General features: G+C 70.1%; 14 protein-coding genes and 1 pseudogene. 10 read left to right on the top strand and 5 right to left on the bottom strand.

Going from position 1 to position 22,900, the window contains the following annotated elements; all coding sequences use genetic code 11:
• The first annotated feature begins 121 nt into the window (after window positions 1-121).
• The 5 genes from ACZ5TL_RS28180 to ACZ5TL_RS28160 all read left to right on the top strand — a co-directional run bounded on the left by ACZ5TL_RS28180 (window position 122) and on the right by ACZ5TL_RS28160 (window position 7,636).
• Complete coding sequence (locus tag ACZ5TL_RS28180) at window positions 122-3,025, top strand: SpoIIE family protein phosphatase (RefSeq protein ID WP_468593355.1); 2,904 nt, start codon at window positions 122-124, stop codon at window positions 3,023-3,025.
• The gene (locus ACZ5TL_RS28175; protein WP_468593246.1) at window positions 3,022-4,152 is read left to right on the top strand and encodes a sugar ABC transporter substrate-binding protein; all 1,131 of its coding nucleotides are present in this window, start codon (window positions 3,022-3,024) and stop codon (window positions 4,150-4,152) included. The genes ACZ5TL_RS28180 and ACZ5TL_RS28175 overlap by 4 nt, the downstream gene beginning before the upstream one ends.
• Before the next feature lie 10 nt (window positions 4,153-4,162).
• Window positions 4,163-4,942: an ATP-binding cassette domain-containing protein gene (locus ACZ5TL_RS28170; RefSeq protein WP_468593245.1), complete on the top strand. Its 780-nt coding sequence runs from the start codon at window positions 4,163-4,165 to the stop codon at window positions 4,940-4,942.
• A complete protein-coding gene (locus tag ACZ5TL_RS28165) occupies window positions 4,939-6,219 on the top strand; it encodes a sugar ABC transporter permease (protein ID WP_468593244.1) in 1,281 nt (426 codons plus the stop codon). Before ACZ5TL_RS28170 ends, ACZ5TL_RS28165 begins: the two co-directional genes overlap by 4 nt.
• Window positions 6,220-6,280: 61 nt before the next feature.
• Window positions 6,281-7,636 carry an ABC transporter substrate-binding protein gene (locus ACZ5TL_RS28160; RefSeq protein ID WP_468593243.1) on the top strand — a complete coding sequence of 452 codons (1,356 nt, stop codon included), beginning with the start codon at window positions 6,281-6,283 and terminating at the stop codon, window positions 7,634-7,636.
• A gap of 274 nt (window positions 7,637-7,910) precedes the next feature.
• Here the strand turns inward: ACZ5TL_RS28160 and ACZ5TL_RS28155 are convergent.
• Together ACZ5TL_RS28155 and acnA are read right to left on the bottom strand one after the other, a co-directional pair.
• Window positions 7,911-8,374, bottom strand: a pseudogene (locus ACZ5TL_RS28155) (transposase); the annotation flags it as partial.
• A 1,141-nt stretch (window positions 8,375-9,515) separates the two neighbouring features.
• Window positions 9,516-12,233, bottom strand: coding sequence for an aconitate hydratase AcnA (acnA, locus tag ACZ5TL_RS28150; RefSeq protein WP_468593242.1), 2,718 nt, complete (start codon window positions 12,231-12,233; stop codon window positions 9,516-9,518).
• Between the two features lie 276 nt (window positions 12,234-12,509).
• Here acnA and ACZ5TL_RS28145 point away from each other — a divergent pair, with 276 nt between their 5' ends.
• Both ACZ5TL_RS28145 and ACZ5TL_RS28140 read left to right on the top strand, forming a co-directional pair.
• The gene (locus ACZ5TL_RS28145; RefSeq protein ID WP_468593240.1) at window positions 12,510-12,707 is read left to right on the top strand and encodes a DUF4236 domain-containing protein; all 198 of its coding nucleotides are present in this window, start codon (window positions 12,510-12,512) and stop codon (window positions 12,705-12,707) included.
• Between the two features lie 83 nt (window positions 12,708-12,790).
• A complete protein-coding gene (locus tag ACZ5TL_RS28140) occupies window positions 12,791-14,320 on the top strand; it encodes a helix-turn-helix domain-containing protein (RefSeq protein WP_468593239.1) in 1,530 nt (509 codons plus the stop codon).
• Window positions 14,321-14,974: 654 nt separating this feature from the next.
• Here ACZ5TL_RS28140 and ACZ5TL_RS28135 read toward each other — a convergent pair.
• Window positions 14,975-15,595: a transposase gene (locus tag ACZ5TL_RS28135; RefSeq protein ID WP_468593238.1), complete on the bottom strand. Its 621-nt coding sequence runs from the start codon at window positions 15,593-15,595 to the stop codon at window positions 14,975-14,977.
• Window positions 15,562-15,726, bottom strand: a complete 165-nt coding sequence (locus ACZ5TL_RS28130) for a transposase (RefSeq protein WP_468593353.1) — start codon at window positions 15,724-15,726, stop codon at window positions 15,562-15,564. Before ACZ5TL_RS28130 ends, ACZ5TL_RS28135 begins: the two co-directional genes overlap by 34 nt.
• Window positions 15,727-16,120: 394 nt before the next feature.
• Here ACZ5TL_RS28130 and ACZ5TL_RS28125 point away from each other — a divergent pair, with 394 nt between their 5' ends.
• Window positions 16,121-17,581 carry a sugar transferase gene (locus tag ACZ5TL_RS28125; RefSeq protein WP_468593237.1) on the top strand — a complete coding sequence of 487 codons (1,461 nt, stop codon included), beginning with the start codon at window positions 16,121-16,123 and terminating at the stop codon, window positions 17,579-17,581.
• Between the two features lie 26 nt (window positions 17,582-17,607).
• On the opposite strand, the gene ACZ5TL_RS28120 is transcribed toward ACZ5TL_RS28125, so the two are convergent.
• Window positions 17,608-18,651: a GDP-L-fucose synthase family protein gene (locus ACZ5TL_RS28120; protein ID WP_468593235.1), complete on the bottom strand. Its 1,044-nt coding sequence runs from the start codon at window positions 18,649-18,651 to the stop codon at window positions 17,608-17,610.
• Window positions 18,652-18,845: 194 nt separating this feature from the next.
• Between ACZ5TL_RS28120 and gmd the strand changes: the two genes are divergently transcribed.
• Both gmd and ACZ5TL_RS28110 read left to right on the top strand, forming a co-directional pair.
• Complete coding sequence (gene gmd, locus ACZ5TL_RS28115) at window positions 18,846-19,859, top strand: GDP-mannose 4,6-dehydratase (RefSeq protein WP_468593234.1); 1,014 nt, start codon at window positions 18,846-18,848, stop codon at window positions 19,857-19,859.
• A 194-nt stretch (window positions 19,860-20,053) separates the two neighbouring features.
• Window positions 20,054-22,774 carry a CBM96 family carbohydrate-binding protein gene (locus ACZ5TL_RS28110; RefSeq protein WP_468593233.1) on the top strand — a complete coding sequence of 907 codons (2,721 nt, stop codon included), beginning with the start codon at window positions 20,054-20,056 and terminating at the stop codon, window positions 22,772-22,774.
• The last annotated feature ends 126 nt before the right edge of the window (window positions 22,775-22,900 follow it).

The raw sequence follows: 22,900 nt of genomic DNA, 5'->3' as shown, positions 1-22,900 counted from the left end.
ATCCGCCATGGGAGGCGTGACCCGGCGCCGCCGGACTCGTGCCCGCGTCGGCGCCGCCTGAGTTCCGGGGACTCCCACCTGCCGGTGGCTGCTGCGGCAAGGACGGGAGGTGGACGCGGACATGCCCCATGACGGCGATGTCCGGGCCGCGGTCCCCGGGCTCCGGGCGCCGGGGAACGGAGGCACCGGTCCGCTTCGACCCACGCCCGAGCCTGCCGCGCGCGAGCGGGTCCTCGCGTTCGCCGGGGTGGCGCTGGCGGCGGTGTTCGTACGGGGTGAGGACGGGGCTGAGCTCCGGGCGGTGGAGTGGGCCGGCGGCGAGCCGGAGCGGTACGGGTTGCCGAGGCGTGTGCGGATTTCGGAGGGCTCGCCGCCGGTGGTTCCGGAAGGCTCACCGCCCCGAACCGCCTCACAAACCGCCCCGCAACCCGCACCTGCCTCCGCCGCCGCGCCGGCCCCCGGAGACGAGCCCTCCGTCATCGCCGAGGCGTACCGGCGCGGACAGCCCCTCTGGCGCGGAGGAGCGGTGCTCGACGGGTGGGAGGACGTCCCGGTCGGGGTGGTGCCCCTGGGCGCGGCCGGCGGGTGGCTCGGTTGTCTGGTCGTGGTGGGAGAGGCCGGGGAGGGGTTCGGGGCCGAGCAGCGGGAATTTCTGGAGCGGTACGCCGAGGCGGTCGCCGGGCGGCTGCGGGGTGAGGCCGACCGGTCCGCGCCCGCGCCCCTGCTGGACTCCGCCCTGCGTGCCATGGGTGTGGGCTCCTTCGCCCTGACGCCCGGCACCGGGCTCGTGGAGACGGACCCGGCCCTGCTCGAACTCGTCGGCATCCCCGAGGACGGTTTCGACGGCAAGACCGACACCCTGCTCTCGTTCAGCGTCCCCGAGGACGTCCCCGCCCTGCTGTCGGTCATCGAGCCGTCCGCCCAGACCCCCGGGCGCCGTGAGCTGGAGTTCCGTATCCGCCGGCCCACCGGCGAACTGTGCTGGCTGCGCCTGGGCTGCCGGGTGCTGAAGGGGCCCGGCAACGCCCCGGAGCGGGTGCTGGGCGTGGTCAGCGCGGCGCCCGTGCTGCGCCGCAGCGCCAGTGACGTCGCCCGGATCCAGTGGCTGACGGCCGCGCTCGACGACGCGACGACGGTGCGGGACGTCAGCCGTGTCGTGGTCGCCGCGCTGCGCGAGCCCCTGGGCGCGGACCGGGTGGCACTCGCCGAGCTGCTGGAGGACCGGCTGGCGGTCACCGTGCTCGACCCGCCGGGCGCCCCCGCGTGGCCGGAACTGTGGCGTTCCGAGTGGCGCTCGGAATGGCCCGACGCGCCGGTCAGCGCCCTGCCCACGCTCCAGGCGGCGTTGCGGGACGGCCGGATGAGCCTGTGGCCGGCGGGTGCCGTGCTGGAACCCGGGCTCTCGGGGATCGGCCCGGGCGGGCTGGCCGTACTGCCGCTGCCGGCCAAGAGCCGGGTGGCCGGGGTGTGCCTGGTCGGCTGGGACGCACCGCACGAGTTCGCCCCCGAGGAGCGGGCCCTGCTGACCGCGACCGCGGGCCTGGTGGGACAGGCCCTGAAACGCGCGCACGCCTACGACGCCGAGCAGGAACTCGCGACGATGCTCCAGCGCAGCCTGCTCCCCCGCCGACTCCCCCGGCTGCCCGGCGGCATCGCCGTGGCCCGTTACCTCCCCGCCCGGCGCGGACTCCAGGTGGGCGGCGACTGGTACGACGTGATCGCCCTGTCCGAGGGGAAGGTGGCCCTTGTCATCGGGGACGTGCAGGGGCACAGCGCCGGGGCCGCGACGATCATGGGCCAGATGCGTACCGCGGTCCGGGCCTACGCCGTCGAGGGCCATCCGCCTGACGTGGTCGTCGCGCACGCCAACCGGCTGCTCGTCGGCATGGAGACCGACCTGTTCGCCACCTGCTGCTACGTCGAGCTGGACTTGGAGGAGGGCAACGCGCTGTTCGTCCGGGCCGGGCATCTGGCCCCGCTGGTGCGGTATCCGGACGGCGGCACCGAGGAGATCGCGGTCGAGGGCGGGCTTCCGCTGGGTGTCCTCGCGGACGCGGAGTTCCCCCTGACGGCGCTCGCACTGGCCCCGGGCTCGGTGCTCGCGCTGGTGACGGACGGGCTGGTCGAGTCCGCGGAGCTGCAGGTGGACGAGGGCATGCGGCTCGTGCGCGAGGCGCTCGCCGCGGCCGACCCCGCCGACCCGGGCCGGATGGCGGACGAGCTCCTGGGCGAGCAGGGCCGGCGCGAGGACGACGTGGCGGTGCTGCTGCTGCGCTACGACGGGATGCGGGTACGGCCGGTGCGGGCGGGCTGGGTGGTGTGGCGGCTGCCGGACGCGGTGATGCACGCCCGCCGGTTCAGCGCGCGCACGCTGCGTTCCTGGGACATCGACGCCGAGGCCGACACCGCCCTGCTGGTGGTGTCGGAACTGGTCACCAACGCGCTGGTGCACACGCAGGGCGCGGTGCGCGTGGATCTGACCCTGGCGGCGGACCGGCTCCGGGTGACCGTGACCGACTCGTCGCCCCGCGCGCCGGCGAAGCCGGTGGTCGTGGACTGGGAGTCGACGGGCGGCCGCGGGCTCTTCCTCGTCGAGGCCATGTCGGCCGCCTGGGGCTCGGTGCCGGCCGGCGGCGGCAAGCAGGTGTGGAGCGAGATCGTCGTGTCCCGGCCGGAACGGGAACCGGAACCCGAGCCGGGGGCGGCGCCACAGGCCGAGCCCGAGGAGGACGAGGAGGAGCAGGCCCCGGACCGGCCCAGGGACCGGGGCTGGGGCTGGGGCTGGGGCTGGGGCTGGGGCATGGGCCGGTACAGGAACCGGAGCAGGGACCGGACCAGGAACCGGAGCAGAGGGCGAGACCCGGGCCGGGGCGGAGGCCTCTCCGAGTACCAGGACCAGGACCAGGGCGGGGGCAGGGACCGGGACCAGAGCCCGGACCGCGGCGGGAGCAGGGACCGGGACCAAGGCCGGATCCGGGGACTCGCCCGGGCTCGGCCACGCTCCGACCAGGGAGGTCCGCCGTGAGTGGGCGTGCAGGGAGGCGGGCATGGAGCAGGTCGGCCTGGAGAGGGCGTGCGCGGCGTGCGGCCGTCGTCCTGCTGGCGGCCGTCCTGACGCTGTCCCTGTCCGGCTGTGACAGCGCCGGGGAGAGGAACGGCGGGGACGGTCTCACCATCGGGCTGCTGCTGCCGAGCCGTGCCGTGCCCCGCTGGGAGCAGTCCGACAGGCCCATGATCGAGAAGCGGGTCAAGGAGCTGTGCTCGGAGTGCACGGTGGTGTACGCCAACGCCGAGAACGACGCGGCGAGCCAGCGGCAGCAGATGAACTCCATGATCACCAGGGGCGTCTCGGCCCTGATCCTGGACGTCGTCGACCCCAGGGCCCTGCGCTCCTCGGTCCGGGCGGCGGAGCGCGAGGGCATCCCGGTCGTCGCCTACGACCGGCTCGCCGAGGGCCCGATCTCGGGTTTCGTCAGCTTCAACGGCGGCCAGGTCGGCCGGCTCCAGGGCGAGGCGCTCCTGAAGGGCATGGGTGCCAGGGCCGACGGCGGCGGTGTCGTCATGGTGAACGGCGACCCGTCCAGCCCCAACGCCGCCTGGTACGAGGACGGCGCCAAGTCCGTGCTCGGGGACAGGGTGCGGATCCTCAAGTCGTACAACACCCTGGGCTGGCGCACGGAGAACGCGCACGACCACATGTCCGCGGCGATCAGCGCGCTCGGCCCGGGCCGGATCGACGGGGTGCTCGCGGCCAACGACTCCATCGCCGCCGGTGTCATCGCGGCCCTCAAGAGCGCCCGGGTCTCACCGCTGCCGCCGGTCACCGGGCAGGACGCCGACCTCGAGGCGGTGCGGCGCATCGTCGAGGGCGAGCAGTACATGACCGTCTACAAGCCGTTCCGGCTGGAGACCGACGCGGCCGCGGCGATGGCCGTGGCCCTGGCGCGCGGCAACGACGTCGACGCCCTCGTCACGAGGAACGTGGACACCCCCACCACCGAGGACGTCCCTGCGGTCCTGCTCACCCCGGCGGCCGTGACGCGGGACAACATCGGCCGGACGCTCGTCCAGGACGGCGTCTACACCATCGACCAGATCTGCACCCCGAAGCTCCGGTCGGCGTGCGACCGGATCGGTCTCACCGGCGAGTGAGGTGGTCCCCGTGGCCCGTCCGCCCGTGCTGGCGTTGCGCGGCATCTCCAAGCGGTTCGGCGGCGTCCAGGCGCTCGTGGACGTCGACCTGAAGGTCCGGGCCGGTGAGGTCGTGGCCCTGGCGGGCGACAACGGCGCCGGCAAGTCCACGCTCGTCAGAGTGATCTCCGGGGTCAGCCCGGCCGACCGGGGCGTGATCGAGTGGGAGGGGCGGCCGGTGCAGATCAAGCGGCCGCACGACGCCCACTCCCTGGGCATCGCGACCGTTTACCAGGACCTCGCCATGTGCGACAACCTGGATGTCGTGGGCAATCTCTTCCTCGGCCGGGAGATCGACCGGATCGGCATCCTCGACGAGGTGGAGATGGAGCGCCGCACCCGTGACCTGATGCGCGCCCTGTCGATCCGGGTTCCCGACGTGCGCATACCGGTCGCGGCGCTGTCGGCCGGGCAGCGGCAGGCCGTCGCGATCTCCCGCTCGCTGATGGGGGCGCCCAAGGTGCTGCTGCTCGACGAGCCGACCGCCGCCCTCGGGGTGGAGCAGACGAGCCATCTGCTCGACCTCATCGAGGAGGTGCGCGACCGCGGCATGGCGATCATCCTCATCAGTCACAACATGGGCGACATCAAGGCCGTCGCGGACCGGGTGGCTGTGCTGCGGCTGGGGCGCAACAACGGCCTGTTCGACGTGAGCACGGTGACGCAGGAGCAGATCATCTCCTCGGTCACGGGGGCGGCGGACAACGCCGTGGCCCATCGTACGAAGGGCCACGAGGAGGCGTGGCCGTGAGCCGCGGCGGGCCGCCCCGGGACGGCGGAGGGGCCGGGCCGGTCACGGCCGGCCGGGCACCGCGCACCCGCGGCTGGCAGGACAACCTGCGGGAGTACGCCTCGGAGGTCCGCGGCAGCCTGCGGGGCGGCGAGCGCGGGCCGATCCTGGTCATCGCCGGGCTCATCGTGATGTGGGCCGTCTTCCAGGCGCTGGACGACAAGTTCCTCTCGCCACGCAACCTGTCCAACATCGGCGTGGACATCGTCGGTACCGGTCTGGTCGCCGTGGGCATCGTGTTCGTGCTGCTGATCCGGGAGATCGATCTGTCGGTCGGCTCGGTCAGCGGTCTGGCGGGGGCCGCGTTCGCCGTGCTGAACGTGAACCAGGGGGTGCCGGAGTGGCTCGCGGTGATCGTGGCCGTGGCCGCGGGCATGGCCGTGGGCGCCTTCCACGGGTTCTTCTTCGCCTGGGTCGGCGTGCCCGCGTTCGTGGTGACGCTCGCGGGGCTGCTGGTCTGGAACGGCCTGACGCTCTACCTGCTGGGCGCGAGCGGCACGATCAACATCGACGAGGAGGGCCTGGTCGCCTCTCTGACCAGCCGGCACTTCGGTGCCGACGTGGTGGCGTACGCGGTCGCGGCGCTCGGCACCGCCGGGTACCTCCTGGCCGCCCGCCGCCGGCGGAGCCGCCACCGGGCCGCGGGGATGCCGTCCCCGCCGGAGGGCGAGATCTGGCTGCGCACCGCTCTGCTCGCGATGGTCGCCTTCGCGGCGGCCCACACCCTGAACCGGTTCCAGGGGCTGCCGCTGGCGCTGCTGATCTTCCTGGTGGTCCTGGTGGTCTCGGACTACGTGTTGCGCCGGACCCGCTACGGGCGGCGGGTGTACGCACTGGGCGGCGGGGTCGAGGCGGCGCGGCGGGCCGGCATCGGAGTGGAGCGGGTGCGGGTCGCGATGTTCATGGTGTCGGGGACGCTGGCCGCGGTCGGCGGGCTGTTCGTGGCCTCGGGTCTGACCTCGGCGAGCCCCACGACAGCGCGTGCCGCCGGTTCCGGGATGCTGCTGATCAACGCCATCGCCGCGGCCGTCATCGGCGGGACGAGCCTGTTCGGCGGGCGGGGTTCGCCCTGGTCGGTGCTGCTGGGGGTGCTGGTCATCCAGTCGATCGCCTCAGGCATGGGGTTGCTCGGGGTCCAGGACGCCGTGCAGTTCATGATCACCGGTGGGGTGCTGCTGGCCGCCGTGGCGGCCGACGCGCTCTCCAGACGGGCGGCGGCCCGGCGGGGCCGGCCGTGAATTTTCCCTTTTTGCCACGATATGCCTGAGGAGTGGCAAAGATGGGTAGGGGCGGAATGTCATGAAACGCAGTCGTCTCACCAGGGCGGCCGTGGCCGCCACGGTCGCCGCTGGCCTGGCCCTCGCCGGATGCGGTGGCACCGACCAGCCCGGCGCCGGGGACCAGGCCGACGTTCGCGTGCTCGCGATGGACGCGCCCCAGATGCAGACCCTGGAGCGGCTCACCAAGAAGCACTTCACCGCGGAGACCGGCATCGAGGTCGACTACACGCTGCTGCCGGAGAACGAGGCGCGGGAGCGGATGAACCGCGAGTTCGCGGTCCAGGCCGGGGAATACGACGTGGCGAGCGTCAGCGCGTACGAGGTGCCGATCTACTCGGACAACGGCTGGCTCGCCCCGCTGGACTCCTACGTGAAGGCGGACGAGGACTTCGACCAGGACGACATCTTCCCGAACCTGGTGGCGTCGCTCACCGGGGAGGACGGCAAGGTCTACGCCGAGCCGTTCTACGGCGAGGGGTCCTTCCTGATGTACCGCAAGGACCTCTTCCGCAAGGTCGGGCTGGCCATGCCGCCGGACCCGACGTGGAAGCAGGTCGCCGACCTCGCGGCCCGGGTCGACGGCACCGACGGCACGAGCGGCATCTGCCTGCGCGGCCTGCCCGGCTGGGGCCAGAACCTCGCCCCGGTCAACACGGTCGTCAACACCTTCGGCGGCGCCTGGTACGACATGGACTGGAACGCGCGCCTGACCTCACCGGAGTTCAAGGAGGCCGTCGGGTTCTACGTCGACCTGCTCCGCTCCCACGGACAGCCCGGCGCCGAGCGGATGGGCGTGATGGAGATCCTCGACAGCTTCGTCGAGGGCAGGTGCGCCATGATGTACGACGCCACGTCGCTGGCCTCGTCGATCGAGGCCGACGGTTCCGCGGTCAAGGGCAAGGTGGGCTACGTCCCGGCCCCGCACGACCGGACCGAGAAGGCCGGCTGGCTGTGGACCTGGGCGTGGGGCATCCAGCAGGCCTCGGACAACAAGGACGCCGCGTGGGAGTTCATCTCCTGGGCCTCGTCCAAGGAGTACCAGCAGCAGGTCGGCCAGGAACTGGGCTGGACCGCAGCACCCGCCGGGAACCGCAAGTCGCTCTACGACAACCCCGAGTACCAGCAGGCGGCCGGCGCCTGGTACCGGCAGGAGTACGCGGCGGCGACGGACTCCGCCGACCCGAGGAACCCCGGCATCGGGCCCCGCCCCTACACCGGCATCGGCTTCCTGGGCATCCCCGAGTTCGCGGTGCTCGGCACGGCGGTCTCGGAGCAGATCGCCGCGGCGATCGCGGGCCGGCAGTCGGTGGAGACGGCCCTGGAGAAGTCCCAGGACCTCGCGCACGCGGCAGCCGCGAAGTACCGGGGCGAGTGAGCCGCCCGCCCGGCCCTTTCGGCGGACGGGGTCCGGGGGGCGAACGGCGCGGGCCGCGCCCCCGGTCACCCGGGAACGCGGCCCTCGAACTGCCCCGAACCGCCGCAGCGGTCCGCCTACTTGCGGCTCAGGCCGCTCACTTGCGGATCAGGCTGCGCAGCACGTACTGAGACGTGCTCCCGCTGCACGGTAGTTCTGCAGGATCTCGAGGACGATGGTGTTATGAGCAGTGATCCTCGCATCAGATCGCCACAATGCGCATAATTTCCGGGCGTGGAGGGCACGTCTGGCTGAGGCCCGCTTCCAGTGCGCAGATCACCGAGTAGGGCCGGCCGGGGACGGGGATGTGCTGGTCCTTGCCACGTCCGTAGGTGTGGCACAGGATCCGCTGCGGTGAGGTGTGGGCGTCGGGGCGCAGCCAGCAGGCGATGTCGGCGGCCAGCACCAGCCGGCCGTCCGCCGCCCGAGGCAGCGGCACCGCAGCCAGGGCCTGTCGCGCCGGGCAATGTCCATCCGACCCGCGGCCAGGGCGTCATACAGCCCGCCGTGTCCGCGGCGATGCTCGCCCACCAGTGAGAGTTCCACCAGCGAGCGGACCGGGCCGTCCGCACACAGCACGGCGTCGGCCAGCTCGAACAGCGCATCCGAACGCCTGGTCAGGCAGGAGTAGAACTCGCCCCGGAAGCATGACAGTTCCGCGAACGGTTCCTGCCGGACAGCATGGTGCAACAGACTCATCTCCACGACCTTCGCGCTGATCACGTGTATTCCTTGGCCGGAGCACATGGTCAGCCGAAGGCCGCCTGCACATAGGGCAGTTACCGACGCGAGTGATCAAGTTCGACGAGTCGTTCGAGGCCCGAGGTCAAAGATCAAGCTAGGGCGTGTATCGAAAGAGCTGCCAGGTGTCCGAGCTGAGCTGTATGCGCGAAGAGCGAGCGCAACTTGGTGGCGTCTGGAGCGGAAATCAGGAAGGCTCGCGCGCATGGTCTCGGAAGCAGTAGTGCTCGCGTGGTGCGGATCGGGGTTTCTGTGCGGTGTGACCCGCACAGAAGCCCCGTTTCCGTGTGTTCAACCGAGGATGATGCCGAGGATGGCGACGACTCCTGCGATAATGTCCGACAGCATGATTCTGCACCTCCCTGTGATGGATGGGAATGAAGCATTCCCAAGGTCCCCGTATGCGACGTCGATAAATCTTCTATCTGTTGATATAACCCATTCAGAGGATATGCAGGGGTATGCGTGGCGCTGCAGCGTGATGATGTGGTGATCGCGGTATACCGCGGATTGCGGGCATGCCGGTCCGTGGCCGAGCGCGGTACCAGGGCGGGAGGCTTCCGGGCGGGTGCTGTACTCCGGCGATGGCGGGCGCCGGGTTTCACTAGCCGTCAGCTACGGGAAGGCCGTCGGGCCACCATGTCGCTGCGGGCTCGGGTTCGGGCGGGCTCGTGACGGGCCCGGTTCTCCGGGCGGGGTCAAGACCCGTCCGCCGTCTGGCCCACCCCTGCAACACCAGCCGCTCGTCCTCGGATAACACCAGCGGTTGCAGCCTGCTGTCCCCCATTCCTCCAGCAGACCGCAGCCGCCAGCCGCTGTCACCGCCCGAGCCGAAATCTGAAACCAACCACGACTCACGTGGCGTGACGTGACCTCAAGACCAGATCACTAGCGGCGCTCGTTCGCCACACGCTCGCAAGGACAGCAGAACCCCGCACCTGGTACCGGGTGCGGGGTTCTTCGTCGTCGTAGGATGCGCAGCTCCGCTCCGGGAACAGATCGCGTGCGATCATGGTCGCAGGCGCGTCTTCCGCCCCGTCACGCGCGAGCGCCCTGCCCCCGCGCGAGATGCAGGGGCAGGGCGCTCGTTCACTTCAGGTCAAGAACCGGCAAGTTGGCGAAGCACGTAGTGCATGATGCCGCCGTTGCGGTAGTAGTCCGCCTCACCCGGGGTGTCGATGCGGACGACCGCGTCGAATTCGACGCCGGTGTCGGTGGTGACCTTCACCGTGCGCGGGGTGGTGCCCTCGTTGAGCTCGGTGACGCCGGAGACGGAGAAGGTCTCCTCGCCGGTCAGACCGAGGGAGGCGGCGGACTGGCCCTCCGGGAACTGCAGCGGCAGGACGCCCATGCCGATGAGGTTCGAGCGGTGGATGCGCTCGTAGGACTCGGCGATGACGGCCTTGACGCCGAGGAGCGCGGTGCCCTTGGCGGCCCAGTCGCGGGACGAGCCGGAGCCGTACTCCTTGCCGGCCAGGACGACCAGCGGGATGCCGGCGGCCTGGTAGTTCTGCGAGGCGTCGTAGATGAACGACACCGGCGCGTCGGCCTGGGTGAAGTCACGGGTGTAGCCGCCCTCGGTGCCCGGCGCGATCTGGTTGCGCAGGCGGATGTTGGCGAACGTACCGCGGATCATGACCTCGTGGTTGCCTCGGCGGGAGCCGTAGCTGTTGAAGTCACGACGCTCCACACCGTGCTCGGTGAGGTACTTGCCCGCCGGGGTGTCGGCCTTGATCGCTCCGGCCGGGGAGATGTGGTCGGTGGTGACCGAGTCGCCCAGCTTGGCGAGCACGCGGGCGCCGGAGATGTCGGAGACCGGGGTGGTCTCCATCGTCATGCCCTCGAAGTACGGGGGCTTGCGCACGTAGGTCGACTCGGCGTCCCACTCGAAGGTGTTGCCGGTCGGGATCGGCAGCGCCTGCCACTGGGCGTCGCCCGCGAAGACGTCCGAGTAGGACTTGGCGAACATGTCCTCGCCGATGGCGCCGGCGACGACCTCGTTCACCTCGGCCTCGGAGGGCCAGATGTCCTTCAGGAAGACCGGGTTGCCGTCCTGGTCGGCACCCAGGGCGTCCTTGGTGATGTCGACCTTCATCGAGCCGGCGAGCGCGTAGGCCACGACCAGCGGCGGGGACGCCAGGTAGTTCATCTTGACGTCGGGGTTGATGCGGCCCTCGAAGTTCCGGTTGCCGGAGAGGACCGAGGTGACCGCGAGGTCGTGGTCGTTGACCGCCTTGGAGACCTCCTCCGGCAGCGGGCCGGAGTTGCCGATGCAGGTGGTGCAGCCGTAGCCGACGAGGTTGAAGCCGACCTTGTCGAGGTACGGGGTCAGGCCCGCCTTCTCGAAGTAGTCGGTGACGACCTTGGAGCCCGGGGCGAGCGTGGTCTTGACCCACGGCTTGCGGGTCAGGCCCTTCTCCACCGCCTTCTTGGCCACCAGCGCGGCGGCGACCATGACGTACGGGTTGGAGGTGTTGGTGCAGGAGGTGATGGCCGCGACCGTCACCGCGCCGTGGTCGATCTCGTACGACGAGCCGTCGGGGGCGGTCACGGTGACCGGGTTGGACGGGGCGCCGTTCGGGGCGACGGCCGGGGCGTCGGAGGCCGGGAAGGACTCCTGGCCGGCCTCGTCCACGCTGTCGACGTAGTTGCGGACGTCCTGCTTGAACTGCTCGGCGGCGTTCGCGAGGACGATACGGTCCTGCGGGCGCTTCGGGCCGGCGATCGACGGGACGACCGTCGACAGGTCCAGCTCGAGCTTCTCGGAGAAGTCCGGCTCGGCCTTCGGGTCCAGCCAGAGGCCCTGCTCCTTGGCGTACGCCTCGACGAGCGCGAGCTGCTGCTCGGAGCGGCCGGTGAGCTTCAGGTACTTGATGGTCTCGTCGTCGATCGGGAAGATCGCGGCGGTGGAACCGAACTCCGGCGACATGTTGCCGATGGTGGCGCGGTTCGCGAGCGAGGTGGCAGCGACGCCCTCGCCGTAGAACTCGACGAACTTGCCGACGACGCCGTGCTTGCGGAGCATCTCGGTGATGGTCAGCACGAGGTCGGTGGCGGTGGTGCCGGGGGTGAGCTCGCCGGTCAGCTTGAAGCCGACGACGCGCGGGATCAGCATGGAGACCGGCTGGCCGAGCATGGCGGCCTCGGCCTCGATGCCGCCGACGCCCCAGCCCAGCACACCGAGGCCGTTGACCATGGTGGTGTGCGAGTCGGTGCCGACGAGGGTGTCGGGGTAGGCCTGGCCGCCTCGCACCATCACGGTCCGGGCCAGGTGCTCGATGTTCACCTGGTGGACGATGCCGGTGCCGGGCGGTACGACCTTGAAGTCGTCGAAGGCGGTCTGGCCCCAGCGCAGGAACTGGTAGCGCTCGCGGTTGCGGCCGTACTCCAGCTCGACGTTCTGCGCGAAGGCCTCGTTGGTGCCGAACTTGTCGGCGATGACCGAGTGGTCGATGACCAGCTCGGCCGGGGAGAGCGGGTTGACCTTCGCGGGGTCACCGCCGAGCTCCTTCACGGCCTCACGCATGGTGGCGAGGTCGACGACACAGGGCACGCCGGTGAAGTCCTGCATGATCACGCGGGCCGGCGTGAACTGGATCTCCTGCGACGGCTGGGCCTGCGAGTCCCAGCCGCCGAGGGCGCGGATGTGGTCGGCGGTGATGTTCGCGCCGTCCTCGGTGCGGAGCAGGTTCTCCAGCAGGACCTTGAGGCTGTAGGGAAGGCGGGCCGAGCCCTCCACCTTGTCCAGCCGGAAGATCTCGTACGACTCGTCGCCCACCTGCAGCGTGCTGCGGGCGTCGAAGCTGTTCGCCGACACGACAGTCTCCTTCATTGATGTGCGCGTACCACCACGATCCTGCCGCCACGGCCTCTCGACCGATCCGCTAAGGTAAGGCTAAGTTAGGTAGCCCTTACCGTCGGACCCGATGGCGACGTGCGCTGCGGTGCTCCTCGGTAGATATCTCGATGTCGAGATAACTCTAATACACGAGGGCGGAATGGTCATGTCCCGGCGTCCGCCACGCGGCCATGCACACCCCTCTCCGGGGTATCCGAACCAGGTACCCACACCACAAACGGAGAGGAGTCAGGCATGCCACTGACGTTCCGCAAGAGTTTCCAGATCCTTCCGGGGGTGCGACTGAACATCAACAAGCGCTCCTGGTCCATCACCACCGGCGGCAAGAACGGTCCGCGCCACACCCGCAGCAGCACGGGACGTCGTACGACATCGATGGATCTGCCCGGACCCTTCGGATGGCGGCGCACCACGAGGACGCGGCGACACTGAGGCTACCAACCGGCATTGACGCACCGTCACTCGTCCGGACCCCTGCACGGGCGCCATCTCATATCTGAGATAACCTCAACCCCATGGCAGACGACTACCTCGTACGCATCGGCAAACTCATCCGTGACGCCCGGCAGCATCGGGGCTGGACGCAGTCGCAGCTGGCCGAGGCGCTCGGCACCAGCCAGAGCGCCGTCAACCGGATCGAGCGCGGCAACCAGAACATCAGCCTTGAGATGATCGCGCGCATCGGGGAGGCCCTCGACAGCGAGATCGTGTCGCTCGGCTATGCGGGTCCGATGCACCTGCGGGTCGTCGGGGGCCGCCGTCTCTCCGGCGCCATCGACGTGAAGACGAGCAAGAACGCGTGTGTCGCGCTGCTGTGCGCCTCGCTGCTCAACCAAGGGCGCACGGTGCTGCGCCGGGTCGCGCGCATCGAGGAGGTGTACCGCCTCCTCGAGGTGCTGGGCTCCATCGGCGTCCGCACCCGCTGGATCAACGACGGTGTCGACCTGGAGATCGTGCCCTCGGCCGAGCTGGACCTCGCGGCGATCGACGCGGACGCGGCCCGCCGTACCCGCTCGATCATCATGTTCCTCGGCCCGCTGCTGCACCGCATGGACCACTTCAAACTGCCGTACGCCGGCGGCTGCGACCTCGGTACGCGCACGGTCGAGCCGCACATGATCGCGCTGCGCAGGTTCGGTCTCGACCTCGCCGCCACCGAGGGCCAGTACCACGCGATGGTCGACCGCTCGGTCCGCCCCGACCGCCCCATCGTGCTGACCGAGCGCGGCGACACGGTGACCGAGAACGCGCTGCTCGCCGCCGCCCGGCACGACGGCATCACCGTCATCCGCAACGCCTCGTCCAACTACATGGTCCAGGACCTGTGCTTCTTCCTGGAGGCCCTCGGAGTCAAGGTCGACGGCATCGGCACCACCACCCTGACCGTGCACGGCGTGCCGACCATCGACGTCGACGTGGACTACTCCCCCTCCGAGGACCCGGTCGAGGCGATGAGCCTGGTCGCGGCGGCCGTCGTCACCGAGTCGGAGCTGACGGTACGCCGGGTGCCGATCGAGTTCCTGGAGATCGAGCTGGCGGTCCTGGAGGAGATGGGCCTCGACCACGACCGCACGCCCGAGTACTTCGCCGACAACGGCCGCACCCGGCTGGTGGACCTCACCGTCCGGCCCTCCAAGCTGGAGGCGCCGATCGACAAGATCCACCCCATGCCGTTCCCCGGCCTGAACATCGACAACGTCCCGTTCTTCGCTGCCATCGCGGCGGTCGCGCAGGGCAAGACCCTCATCCACGACTGGGTCTACGACAACCGCGCGATCTACCTGACCGACCTGAACCGCCTCGGCGGCCGCCTCCAGCTCCTGGACCCCCACCGCGTCCTGGTCGAGGGCCCGACCCGCTGGCGCGCCGCCGAGATGATGTGCCCGCCGGCCCTGCGCCCCGCCGTGGTCGTCCTGCTGGCGATGATGGCGGCCGAAGGCACGTCGGTGCTGCGCAACGTGTACGTCATCAACCGGGGGTACGAGGACCTGGCGGAGCGGCTGAACTCGATCGGGGCGCAGATCGAGACGTTCCGCGACATCTGAGCGGCGCGGTGTCGTGCCCCTTGAGGGCAAGGGGCACGACACCTCAACGTGCCAGTTGACCTGTGGATACCTGCCTTCACAGCCCTCCACTGATCACTGTTGTTTTTTCAGCACCTTGTGCAACGCACGTGCAAGATGATATTGAATGTTTGACAATACGTCAGAGGCACCTGAGCATCCGTCAGTCTTCACGGAGGGTTGTCGCCAAAGCGGCCTCGCAATGTCCGATGTCGGTCGCGTCACGCCGACCGCGTCTGGTCGACTCTCGGCACCACGTCGAAGACCCGGCAAGCCACCCCCGATCAGGCCCCACACGACAACGCCGAAGCCCTGCGTCCGGGCCCGGAACGTTCTCTTCCCCGCGGAGAACGTCGAGCTTGAAGGACTGGTTTGCGCCGACGGAGACGAGCAGGACGAACATCTCTCTGCCGTGTTCCGTGACGCTGCCCAGCAGCGCCCGGCTGCCGCTGGTGTTCTTCCTGGCGAGATAGCTGGACTCCGCGCCCCCTATCGCGAGGGCCCCTATCGGGACACGCCCACCGTTTCGGGTGGCAGCATGTACCGACTCGGACAGCAGCCGGCAGATCAAGCGCAAGGCACCAGGGCCAGTCGTGTCGCGGGCCAGACCACCGCCCAAGGCTGACCCCAACATCCTCACAGTCGTATACGGTCGCGACGGCCGGGGAGCTGGTCTCGGAGGCGGCTGATCCCGCACTCCACCGCGTGACGTGCCTTGGAGTCCTGCCGGTCGAAAGCTGGCGGGCGGTCACCATCACGGCCGCGGCGCTTGTGGTTGCGGATCTGGTCGGCCGGCTCCGGGATCGTGCACCGGATCCCGCGTCTGCGCAGGTAGGCACGGTTGACGCGCGAGGAATACGCCTTGCCTCCCCGCACCCGTAGGGGTTTGCGCCGGGGACGCCCACCACCGGGCTTGGGCACCCGTATGGCTTCCAGGACCGGCTCGAACTGCGGACTGTCGCCCCGTTGGCCCGCCGTGACCAGCAGCGACAACGGCCTCTGGCCCTGTTCACACGCCAGATGGATCTTCGTGGTGAATCCTCCCCGGGACCTGCCCAGCCCGTGGTCGTCCGGCTCGTGGCCGACCCCGCCGGGCGGTTCCTTCTGCCCGGCGCCGTTCCGGCGTGCACCGGCCGCGCGCCGGTGGGCCCGGCACACTGTGGAGTCGACGTTGACCTCCCACGTGATCAGCCCGGTCGCGTCCGCCCGCGCCTGCAACAACGTCAGCAGCCGGCCCACACACCCTGCCGCTGCCATCTGCGGAACAGTCCGCAAACGGTTTGCCAGGGGCCGTACTCGCACGGCAGGTCACGCCACGGGACACCGGTCCGCACCCGCCACCGCACACCGTCCACCAGCATCCGCCGAGACGGCGACCTGCGGCTCACACCCGCCGCGGGCAGCAACGACTCCAGCACCGACCACTGTTCATCAGAAAGATCCCCACGCCCCACACCATGATCATCACGACATGAGGATTCGGACCGGAACCCCGAACTAAAACACGGCCTTACTAGAACCTCCGGCCGGTTGTCGACCGGCGCGCCGGACGCTCCGTGCGGCGAGCGGTAACGGCGGCTGCTCACCTGACGGTTGACGGACCGTCATCACGTGACGAGTGCACACGAAGATTACGGGCGGCGTATTCCACAGAAGCCGGAGTGGCATAGTGTGCACGAAGTGAAGGAACCGTGTTCGTGGTACGGGTGACCGATTACTGCTGCGCGCGGCACCGAGTTACAGGCCTGGGGGCTGCGGGATTTGGAGAACATCCGGACCTACGTGGTTGGTGTTGCACGCGCGCCCGGCGTCCTGCCCAAGGAGACGGGCGTACGCCCGGTGGCCTCGGGGCACCGCGCCAAGCCGCGCTGGTATCTGCCGGTCGTCCTGTGGGTGGACGTGGTCGTGACGACCGTCTGCGTCCACCTCGTCTTCGACACGGCGAGAGAGCCGCACCCGGCGCGCTCCGCCCTGGCCGCCGCCCTGGCCTGGACCGCTGTCCAGGCGGTCAGGCGCCGGTACGGGAGAGCGGAACTGGGCGAGTCGCGAGGAGCCCTTCCGGTGCTCCATGACTGGCTCATCCTGCTCGGCACGCTCGCGGTGCTGGGCGTGGTCACCCGACACACCCCGGAAACGCCGACCGCTCTCGCCGCGCTGGTGCCGAGTCTGGTGTGCACGCTGATCTCCAGGCGCTGGATCCACCGCCATCTGACCGAGGCCCGGCGGGCGGCCCAGGTGGTGGACCGAGTGCTGGTGGTGGGTGAGCCCGGGGCGCTGGACGATGTGGTGCGGCGGCTGGCGTCCAGCACCGACCATCCGTGCGCGGTGGTCGGCACGGTGGTGGTCGGCGACGGCACCCCCGTGGGCGGTCCCCCGGTCGACCGGTTAGGCTTCGGCGCGGACGGCGCGGCAGGTAGGCGGCTCGTGGACACCGCGCGCCGGCACCGCGCCGAGCTGGTACTGCTCGCCCCCGGCGCGCGGCTTACCGGCGACCGGCTGCGCGAACTGTGCTGGGCGCTGCACGACGCCGGTGTGGCGGTGGCCCTGGCACCCGGTCTGGTCGAGACCTCGGTCAAGCGGCTCAAGGCGTACTCGATCGCCGGGCTCACCCTGCTGCGGATCGAACCTCCGCTCGGCGGCGGGGCGCAGGCCGCCCTGAAGGCGGCCGCCGACCGCTGTGCCGCCGCTCTCGGGCTGCTGCTGCTGTCCCCGCTGCTGGTGCTGCTGATCGCCGCCATACGGCTCGACTCCCGGGGGCCGGCTCTGTACCGGCAGCAGAGGGTTGGCCGGGACCAGGAGATCTTCACCATGTGGAAGTTCCGCAGCATGGTCATCGACGCCGATCGGCGCATGGCGGAATTCCAGGCGCGCAACGAGCACGACGGGCTCATGTTCAAGATGCGCCGCGATCCCCGGGTGACCCGGGTGGGCCGTGTGCTGCGCCGCACCTCGCTGGACGAACTGCCCCAGCTTTTCAACGTCCTCCGGGGTGACATGTCCATGGTTGGCCCGCGCCCGCCGCTGCCCGAGGAGGTCGCCTCCTACGACGCGACGGCGCTGCGCCGGCTGCGGGTGAAGCCCGGCATGACCGGGTTGTGGCAGGTCAGTGGTCGTTCGGATCTGTCCTGGGACGAAACGATCCAGCTGGATCTGTACTACGTGGACAACTGGTCGTTCAGCAGCGATCTCGATGTGATGAGCCGTACGCTCCGCGCCGTCGTCGACGGTCGCGGGGCGTACTGAGGAGGCGGGGGTGCCGGATGAGGTGCTCAGCGACGCGTGCCCATGGCCGAGCCGCCGCCCGGAGTCCTGAGCCCGGCAGGCTCGGGCGCCGCCTCCGCGCGGTGAGCCAGCCACCAGCCGTAGGTGGCCGCGATACCGTCCCGCAGCTCGATGCGCGGCTTCCAGCCGAGCGACGTCAGCCGGGAGACGTCCAGCAGCTTGCGCGGCGTCCCGTCCGGCTTGCCGGTGTCCCAGGCGATCCGGCCGGTGAAGCCCGTCACCCCGGCGACGGTCTCCGCGAGTTCCCTGATGGTCAGGTCCTGGCCACAGCCGACGTTGACCGGTTCGTCCCCGTCATATCCGGCCAGCAGCGCCACGCAGGCGTCGGCGAGGTCGTCGACGTGCAGGAACTCCCGGCGCGGGGTGCCCGAGCCCCACAGCGTCACCTCGTCCAGAGCGGCCTCGCGTGCTTCGTGGAAGCGGCGGATCAGCGCGGGCAGGACGTGCGAGGTCTCCAGGTCGAAGTTGTCACCCGGCCCGTAGAGATTGGTCGGCATGGCCGAGATGTAGGCGGCACCGTACTGCCGCCGGTAGGACTGGACCTGGCAGATGCCGGCGATCTTCGCGAGGGCGTAGGGCTCGTTGGTGGGCTCCAGCGGGCCGGTCAGCAGCGCGTCCTCGCGGATGGGCTGCGGCGCGTGCTTGGGGTAGATGCACGACGAGCCGAGGAAGAGCAGCCGGCGCACCCCGGCCGCGTGGGCACCGGCGATCACGCCGAGCTGGATGCGCAGGTTGTCCTCCAGGAACTCCACCGGCCGGGTGCTGTTCGCGAGGATCCCGCCGACCTTGGCCGCGGCCAGGACCACGGCGTCGGGCCGCACGTCCGTGAGGAACGCAGCGGTGTGCTCGGCATCGCGCAGATCGAGGTCGGCGCGGTCACGGGTGATCACCTCGTGGTCGTCGGCGGTCAGCCTGCGGACCATCGCGGATCCCACGAGCCCGCGGTGGCCCGCCACGAAGACCCGGGCCCGCGCGGGCAGGTACGGCGACGGCTGGGTGGGGGGCGGCGGTGCCGCGTGCGAGTCGGTCATGAGCCGGATCATGCCAGGAGCACGGGGAGCGTTCCCACACGGATCCTGATTTTCACCGCGTATCGCAACACACCGTGCGACGCGACGTGCGGCACAGCCTGTGACACGGCGCGCAGGACAACGCATCACGCAACTCGCAACACGACGCTGGGGACGGGGCCGGTGCACGGCTCGTCCAGAAGGAGCTGCCACGCATGACCAAAACCGCGTTGATCACTGGCGTGACCGGGCAGGACGGCTCGTACCTGTCGGAGCTGCTGCTGTCCAAGGGGTACACGGTGCACGGCCTGGTGCGGCGGGCCTCCACGTTCAACACCGAGCGCATCGACCACATCTACCAGGGGCCGCAGCAGGAGGGCCGGTCCTTCGTGCTGCATCACGCCGACCTCTCCGACGGAGTGGCGCTGGTGAACCTGCTGCGCGACATACAGCCCGACGAGGTCTACAACCTGGGCGCCCAGTCCCATGTCCGGGTCTCCTTCGACGCCCCGCTCTACACCGGTGACGTGACGGGACTCGGGGCGCTGCGCCTGCTGGAAGCGGTGCGTGCCTCCGGCATCGACACCCGCGTCTACCAGGCCTCGTCGTCGGAGATGTTCGGTGCGGCCCCGCCGCCGCAGAACGAGAAGACACCCTTCCACCCGCGCAGCCCCTACGGCGTCGCCAAGGTGTACGGATACTGGGCGACGGTCAACTACCGCGAGGCGTACGGCATGTACGCGGTGAACGGCATCCTCTTCAACCACGAGTCGCCCCGCCGCGGCGAGACCTTCGTCACCCGCAAGATCACCCGTGCGGTCGCCCGGATCAACGCCGGTCTGCAGAGCGAGCTCTACCTCGGCAACCTGGACGCCGTGCGGGACTGGGGATACGCACCCGAGTATGTGGACGCCATGTGGCGGATGCTCCAGCAGGACGAGCCGACCGACTACGTGGTGGCCACGGGAGTCGCGGCGACCGTCCGCGAGTTCCTGGAGACCGCCTTCGCACACGCGGAGCTGGACTGGCGCGAGCACGTCCGTTACGACGCCAAGTACGAGCGCCCCAGCGAGGTGGACGCGCTGATCGGCGACGCGAGCAAGGCGGAGGAACTCCTCGGGTGGAAACCCGAGGTACGGGTGGACGACCTGGCGCGGATCATGGTCGACGCCGACATCCGGCAGGTCCAGGAAGAACTGGCGGGTGTCGCCGTGCGCGTGGACCGCTGACAAACAGAGGGATCGGCCCCTCGGGGTCGGCCCGTCGAGAGCTGCCGCAGCCGCGGGATCAGTGTCGCGGTGGAAACATCCAGCAGCCTTCGGCATACGGCTCATTCATATCCCGCACATCCCGGGTGCCAGGAGCGCCAGTGCCACTGCTGCTCCTGACACCCCGTAGCAAGGCGTTCCGTCTAGGGGGCCACATGAGAACAATCAGAGGGCTGCACGCCGCCCTCGTCCTTTGCCTGGCGGCCGGTCTGGGAACCGCCGCCCTACCGCAGGCCGCCGCGCTCACCGAGCCGGTCGCCTTCACCGCGGACGACCTGCCCACCTGGCAGACCAACGGGACCGTCTGGGCGCTCGCCCAGGCGGACGGAGTGGTCTTCGCCGGCGGCACCTTCTCCGTCGTACGCCCGCCGCAGGGAGGTTCCGGAAGCCAGCAGGAGGCACTCAACTTCGTGGCGCTGGACGCCGCGACCGGTGCCCCGACCGACTGCGAGCTGTCGTTCACGGTCGGGTCGGGCAATGCCACCGTGCGGGCGCTGGCCGTCTCCCCGGACAAGCAGACGCTCTACGCGGGTGGCTACTTCGGCGCGGTGAACGGCACACCGGTGTCCAGCGTCGCCGCCATCGACATCGCCAGCTGCACGCCGAAAACCGGATTCAACGCCGCCTTTGCCGCCACCGTGCGGGCTCTCGCCGTCACCGACGACACCGTGTACGCGGCAGGTGACTTCGGCCAGGTCAACGGCCAGACCAGGCAGCGCTTCGCCGCGGTGGCGGCCGACAACGGCGCGCTGCGGCCGTTCCGGGCCGACGCCGACGAGCCCGGACGCGCCGTCGAGCTCACGCCCGACGGGGAGAACGTCCTGCTCGGCGGTGACTTCTTCAGAGTCAACGGGGCCAACTCCCACGCCCTCGCGGTGGTCGACGCCGACACCGGCAGCCTGACGAAGGCTTACCCGAACGGCTTCATCGAGACCCGCTCGGTGGTCAAGGACATCGACGTCGACGCGACCGGCTTCTACACCGGCAACGAGGGCACCGGCGCCGGCGTCTTCGACGGCCGGATCGCCCTGAGGCTGGACACTTTCGAGCAGCGCTGGCGCGACACCTGCCTGGGCGCGACCCAGGCCGTCAAGTCGCACAAGGACGTGCTGTACAGCGCCTCGCACGCGCACAACTGCTCCAGCGTCGGTGAGTTTCCCGAGGGCCGCCGCTACCACTTCCTCGCCCAGCCCACCACGTCGGTCGGCAAGCTGGGCTGGTTCCCGGACACCAACGACGGCATCGGCGAGGGCATCGGTCCGCGCACTCTCACCGTCGCGGCCAAGGACGGCGTCGAATACCTGTGGTCCGGTGGGGAGTTCACCACCGTCAACGGCGCCGCCGCGCAGGGCCTGACCCGGTTCGCCTCCACCGGTGACACCGGGAGGCCCACCACCCCGGTGGCGAGCGTGAAGAGCACCAAGGGCGGCGAGGCCGAGATCAGCTGGCGTGCCAGCCTGGACCTCGACGACAGCCGGCTGAGCTACAAGGTCTACCGGGACGGCTCCACCACGCCCGTCGGCACGGTCGAGGCCGAGTCCCTGCCCTGGGACCGCCCACAGGTGTCCTTCACGGACACCGGTCTGGCCGCCGGCACCCATACCTACCGGGTGACGGCCACGGACGCGGCGGGCAACGTCAGCGGGCTCTCCGCCACGGTGAGCGTCACGGTCGCCCCCGCCCCGGGGCCGTACGCCTCGGCGGTCCTCGCCGACGGCGCCAACCTGTACTGGCGCTACGACGACACGGAAGGTCCGTACGCCGCCGACTCGTCGCCCAGTGGCGTCAGGGGTGTGCAGTCCGGCCGGCCTGCCCTCCAACAGAGCCCGGGCGCGGTGGCCGACGCAGGCGCGGCGTACGGCTTCGACGGCTCCGACGACAAGGTGTACAGCGATCGCTGGACACAGGTGGGTAGCGCCTACACCCTGGAGACGTGGTTCAGGACCACCACGACCCGGGGCGGCAAGCTGATCGGCTTCGGTAGCGGCACCACCAGCAGCCTTTTTCACGACAAGCACATTTACATGACCGATAAGGGTCAGCTGTTCTTCGGTGCCTACGACGGCGCGTTCCGTACCGTCTCCACGCCGGGCTCGTACAACGACGGCCAGTGGCACCACGTCGTCGGCACTCAGGGACCGAATGGCATGACCCTCTACGTCGACGGCAAGCGGGTCGACGGCAACGGCAACTCCAGGCACCAGGCCTACACGGGCCGCTGGCACGTCGGCGGCGACAGCCTCATCGTCGGCTGGCCGTCCAAGCCGTCCAGCCTGTACTTCGCCGGTCAGATCGACGAGACCGCCGTCTACCCGAACGTGCTGGGCGCCGACCGGGTCGCCGCGCACTACGCGCTGGCGTTCCCGCAGAGCGAGACCGTCACCACGGTGCGGCCGGACGAGGACACGTACGTCAACGCGGGCGCGCCGGGCTCCAACTACGGATCCAGCTCGTCGCTCGCGGTACGCGGCACCTCCGCCTACGAGACGTACCTGCGCTTCCAGCTGCCCGCCGCCCCCGCCCGCACCAAGCTGACCGGAGTGACGCTGGAGGTGAATACCGACTCGGCGTCCTACGCGGGATCCACCGACCCGGTGCAGATCCGGCCGGTCACGGGCGCGTGGTCGCAGAGCGAGGTCACCTACACGACGAAGCCGTCCCTCGGCACCGAGTCCCTGGGCACGCTCACCCCGCCGACCACCGCCAGCACCAAGGCCACGGTGCAGCTGGACGCGGCCGCCGTCGCCGCAGCCCTGGGCGGCGAGTACGACCTGGCGCTGACGTCCGACGGCACTGACTCGCTGTGGCTGTGGTCGGACGAGGCCCCGGCCGCGGAGAACACACCGAAGCTGATCCTCACGTTCTCGCCGGCGTAGACACGGCAGCGGTACGACAGGGTGCTCCGGGGGGGGGGGGGGGGGGGGGGGGAGAAAAAAAAAAAAAAAAAAAAAAAAAAAAAAAAAACCACCAACACAAAACACAATACTCCCCCCACCCCCCCC

The organism is Streptomyces sp. NPDC033136 (genome assembly GCF_055578235.1).
Note: the sequence above shows the minus strand (reverse complement) of the source record. Positions and strands in the feature narration are given on the sequence as shown.

Coding starts and splice junctions, on each gene's coding strand:
- ACZ5TL_RS28120 (WP_468593235.1), bottom strand. CDS start 18,651: ATGACCGACTCGCACGCGGCACCGCCGCCCCCCACCCAGCCGTCGCCG.
- ACZ5TL_RS28110 (WP_468593233.1), top strand. CDS start 20,054: ATGAGAACAATCAGAGGGCTGCACGCCGCCCTCGTCCTTTGCCTGGCG.
- ACZ5TL_RS28180 (WP_468593355.1), top strand. CDS start 122: ATGCCCCATGACGGCGATGTCCGGGCCGCGGTCCCCGGGCTCCGGGCG.
- ACZ5TL_RS28135 (WP_468593238.1), bottom strand. CDS start 15,595: ATGGCAGCGGCAGGGTGTGTGGGCCGGCTGCTGACGTTGTTGCAGGCG.
- ACZ5TL_RS28145 (WP_468593240.1), top strand. CDS start 12,510: ATGCCACTGACGTTCCGCAAGAGTTTCCAGATCCTTCCGGGGGTGCGA.
- ACZ5TL_RS28160 (WP_468593243.1), top strand. CDS start 6,281: ATGAAACGCAGTCGTCTCACCAGGGCGGCCGTGGCCGCCACGGTCGCC.
- gmd (WP_468593234.1), top strand. CDS start 18,846: ATGACCAAAACCGCGTTGATCACTGGCGTGACCGGGCAGGACGGCTCG.
- ACZ5TL_RS28140 (WP_468593239.1), top strand. CDS start 12,791: ATGGCAGACGACTACCTCGTACGCATCGGCAAACTCATCCGTGACGCC.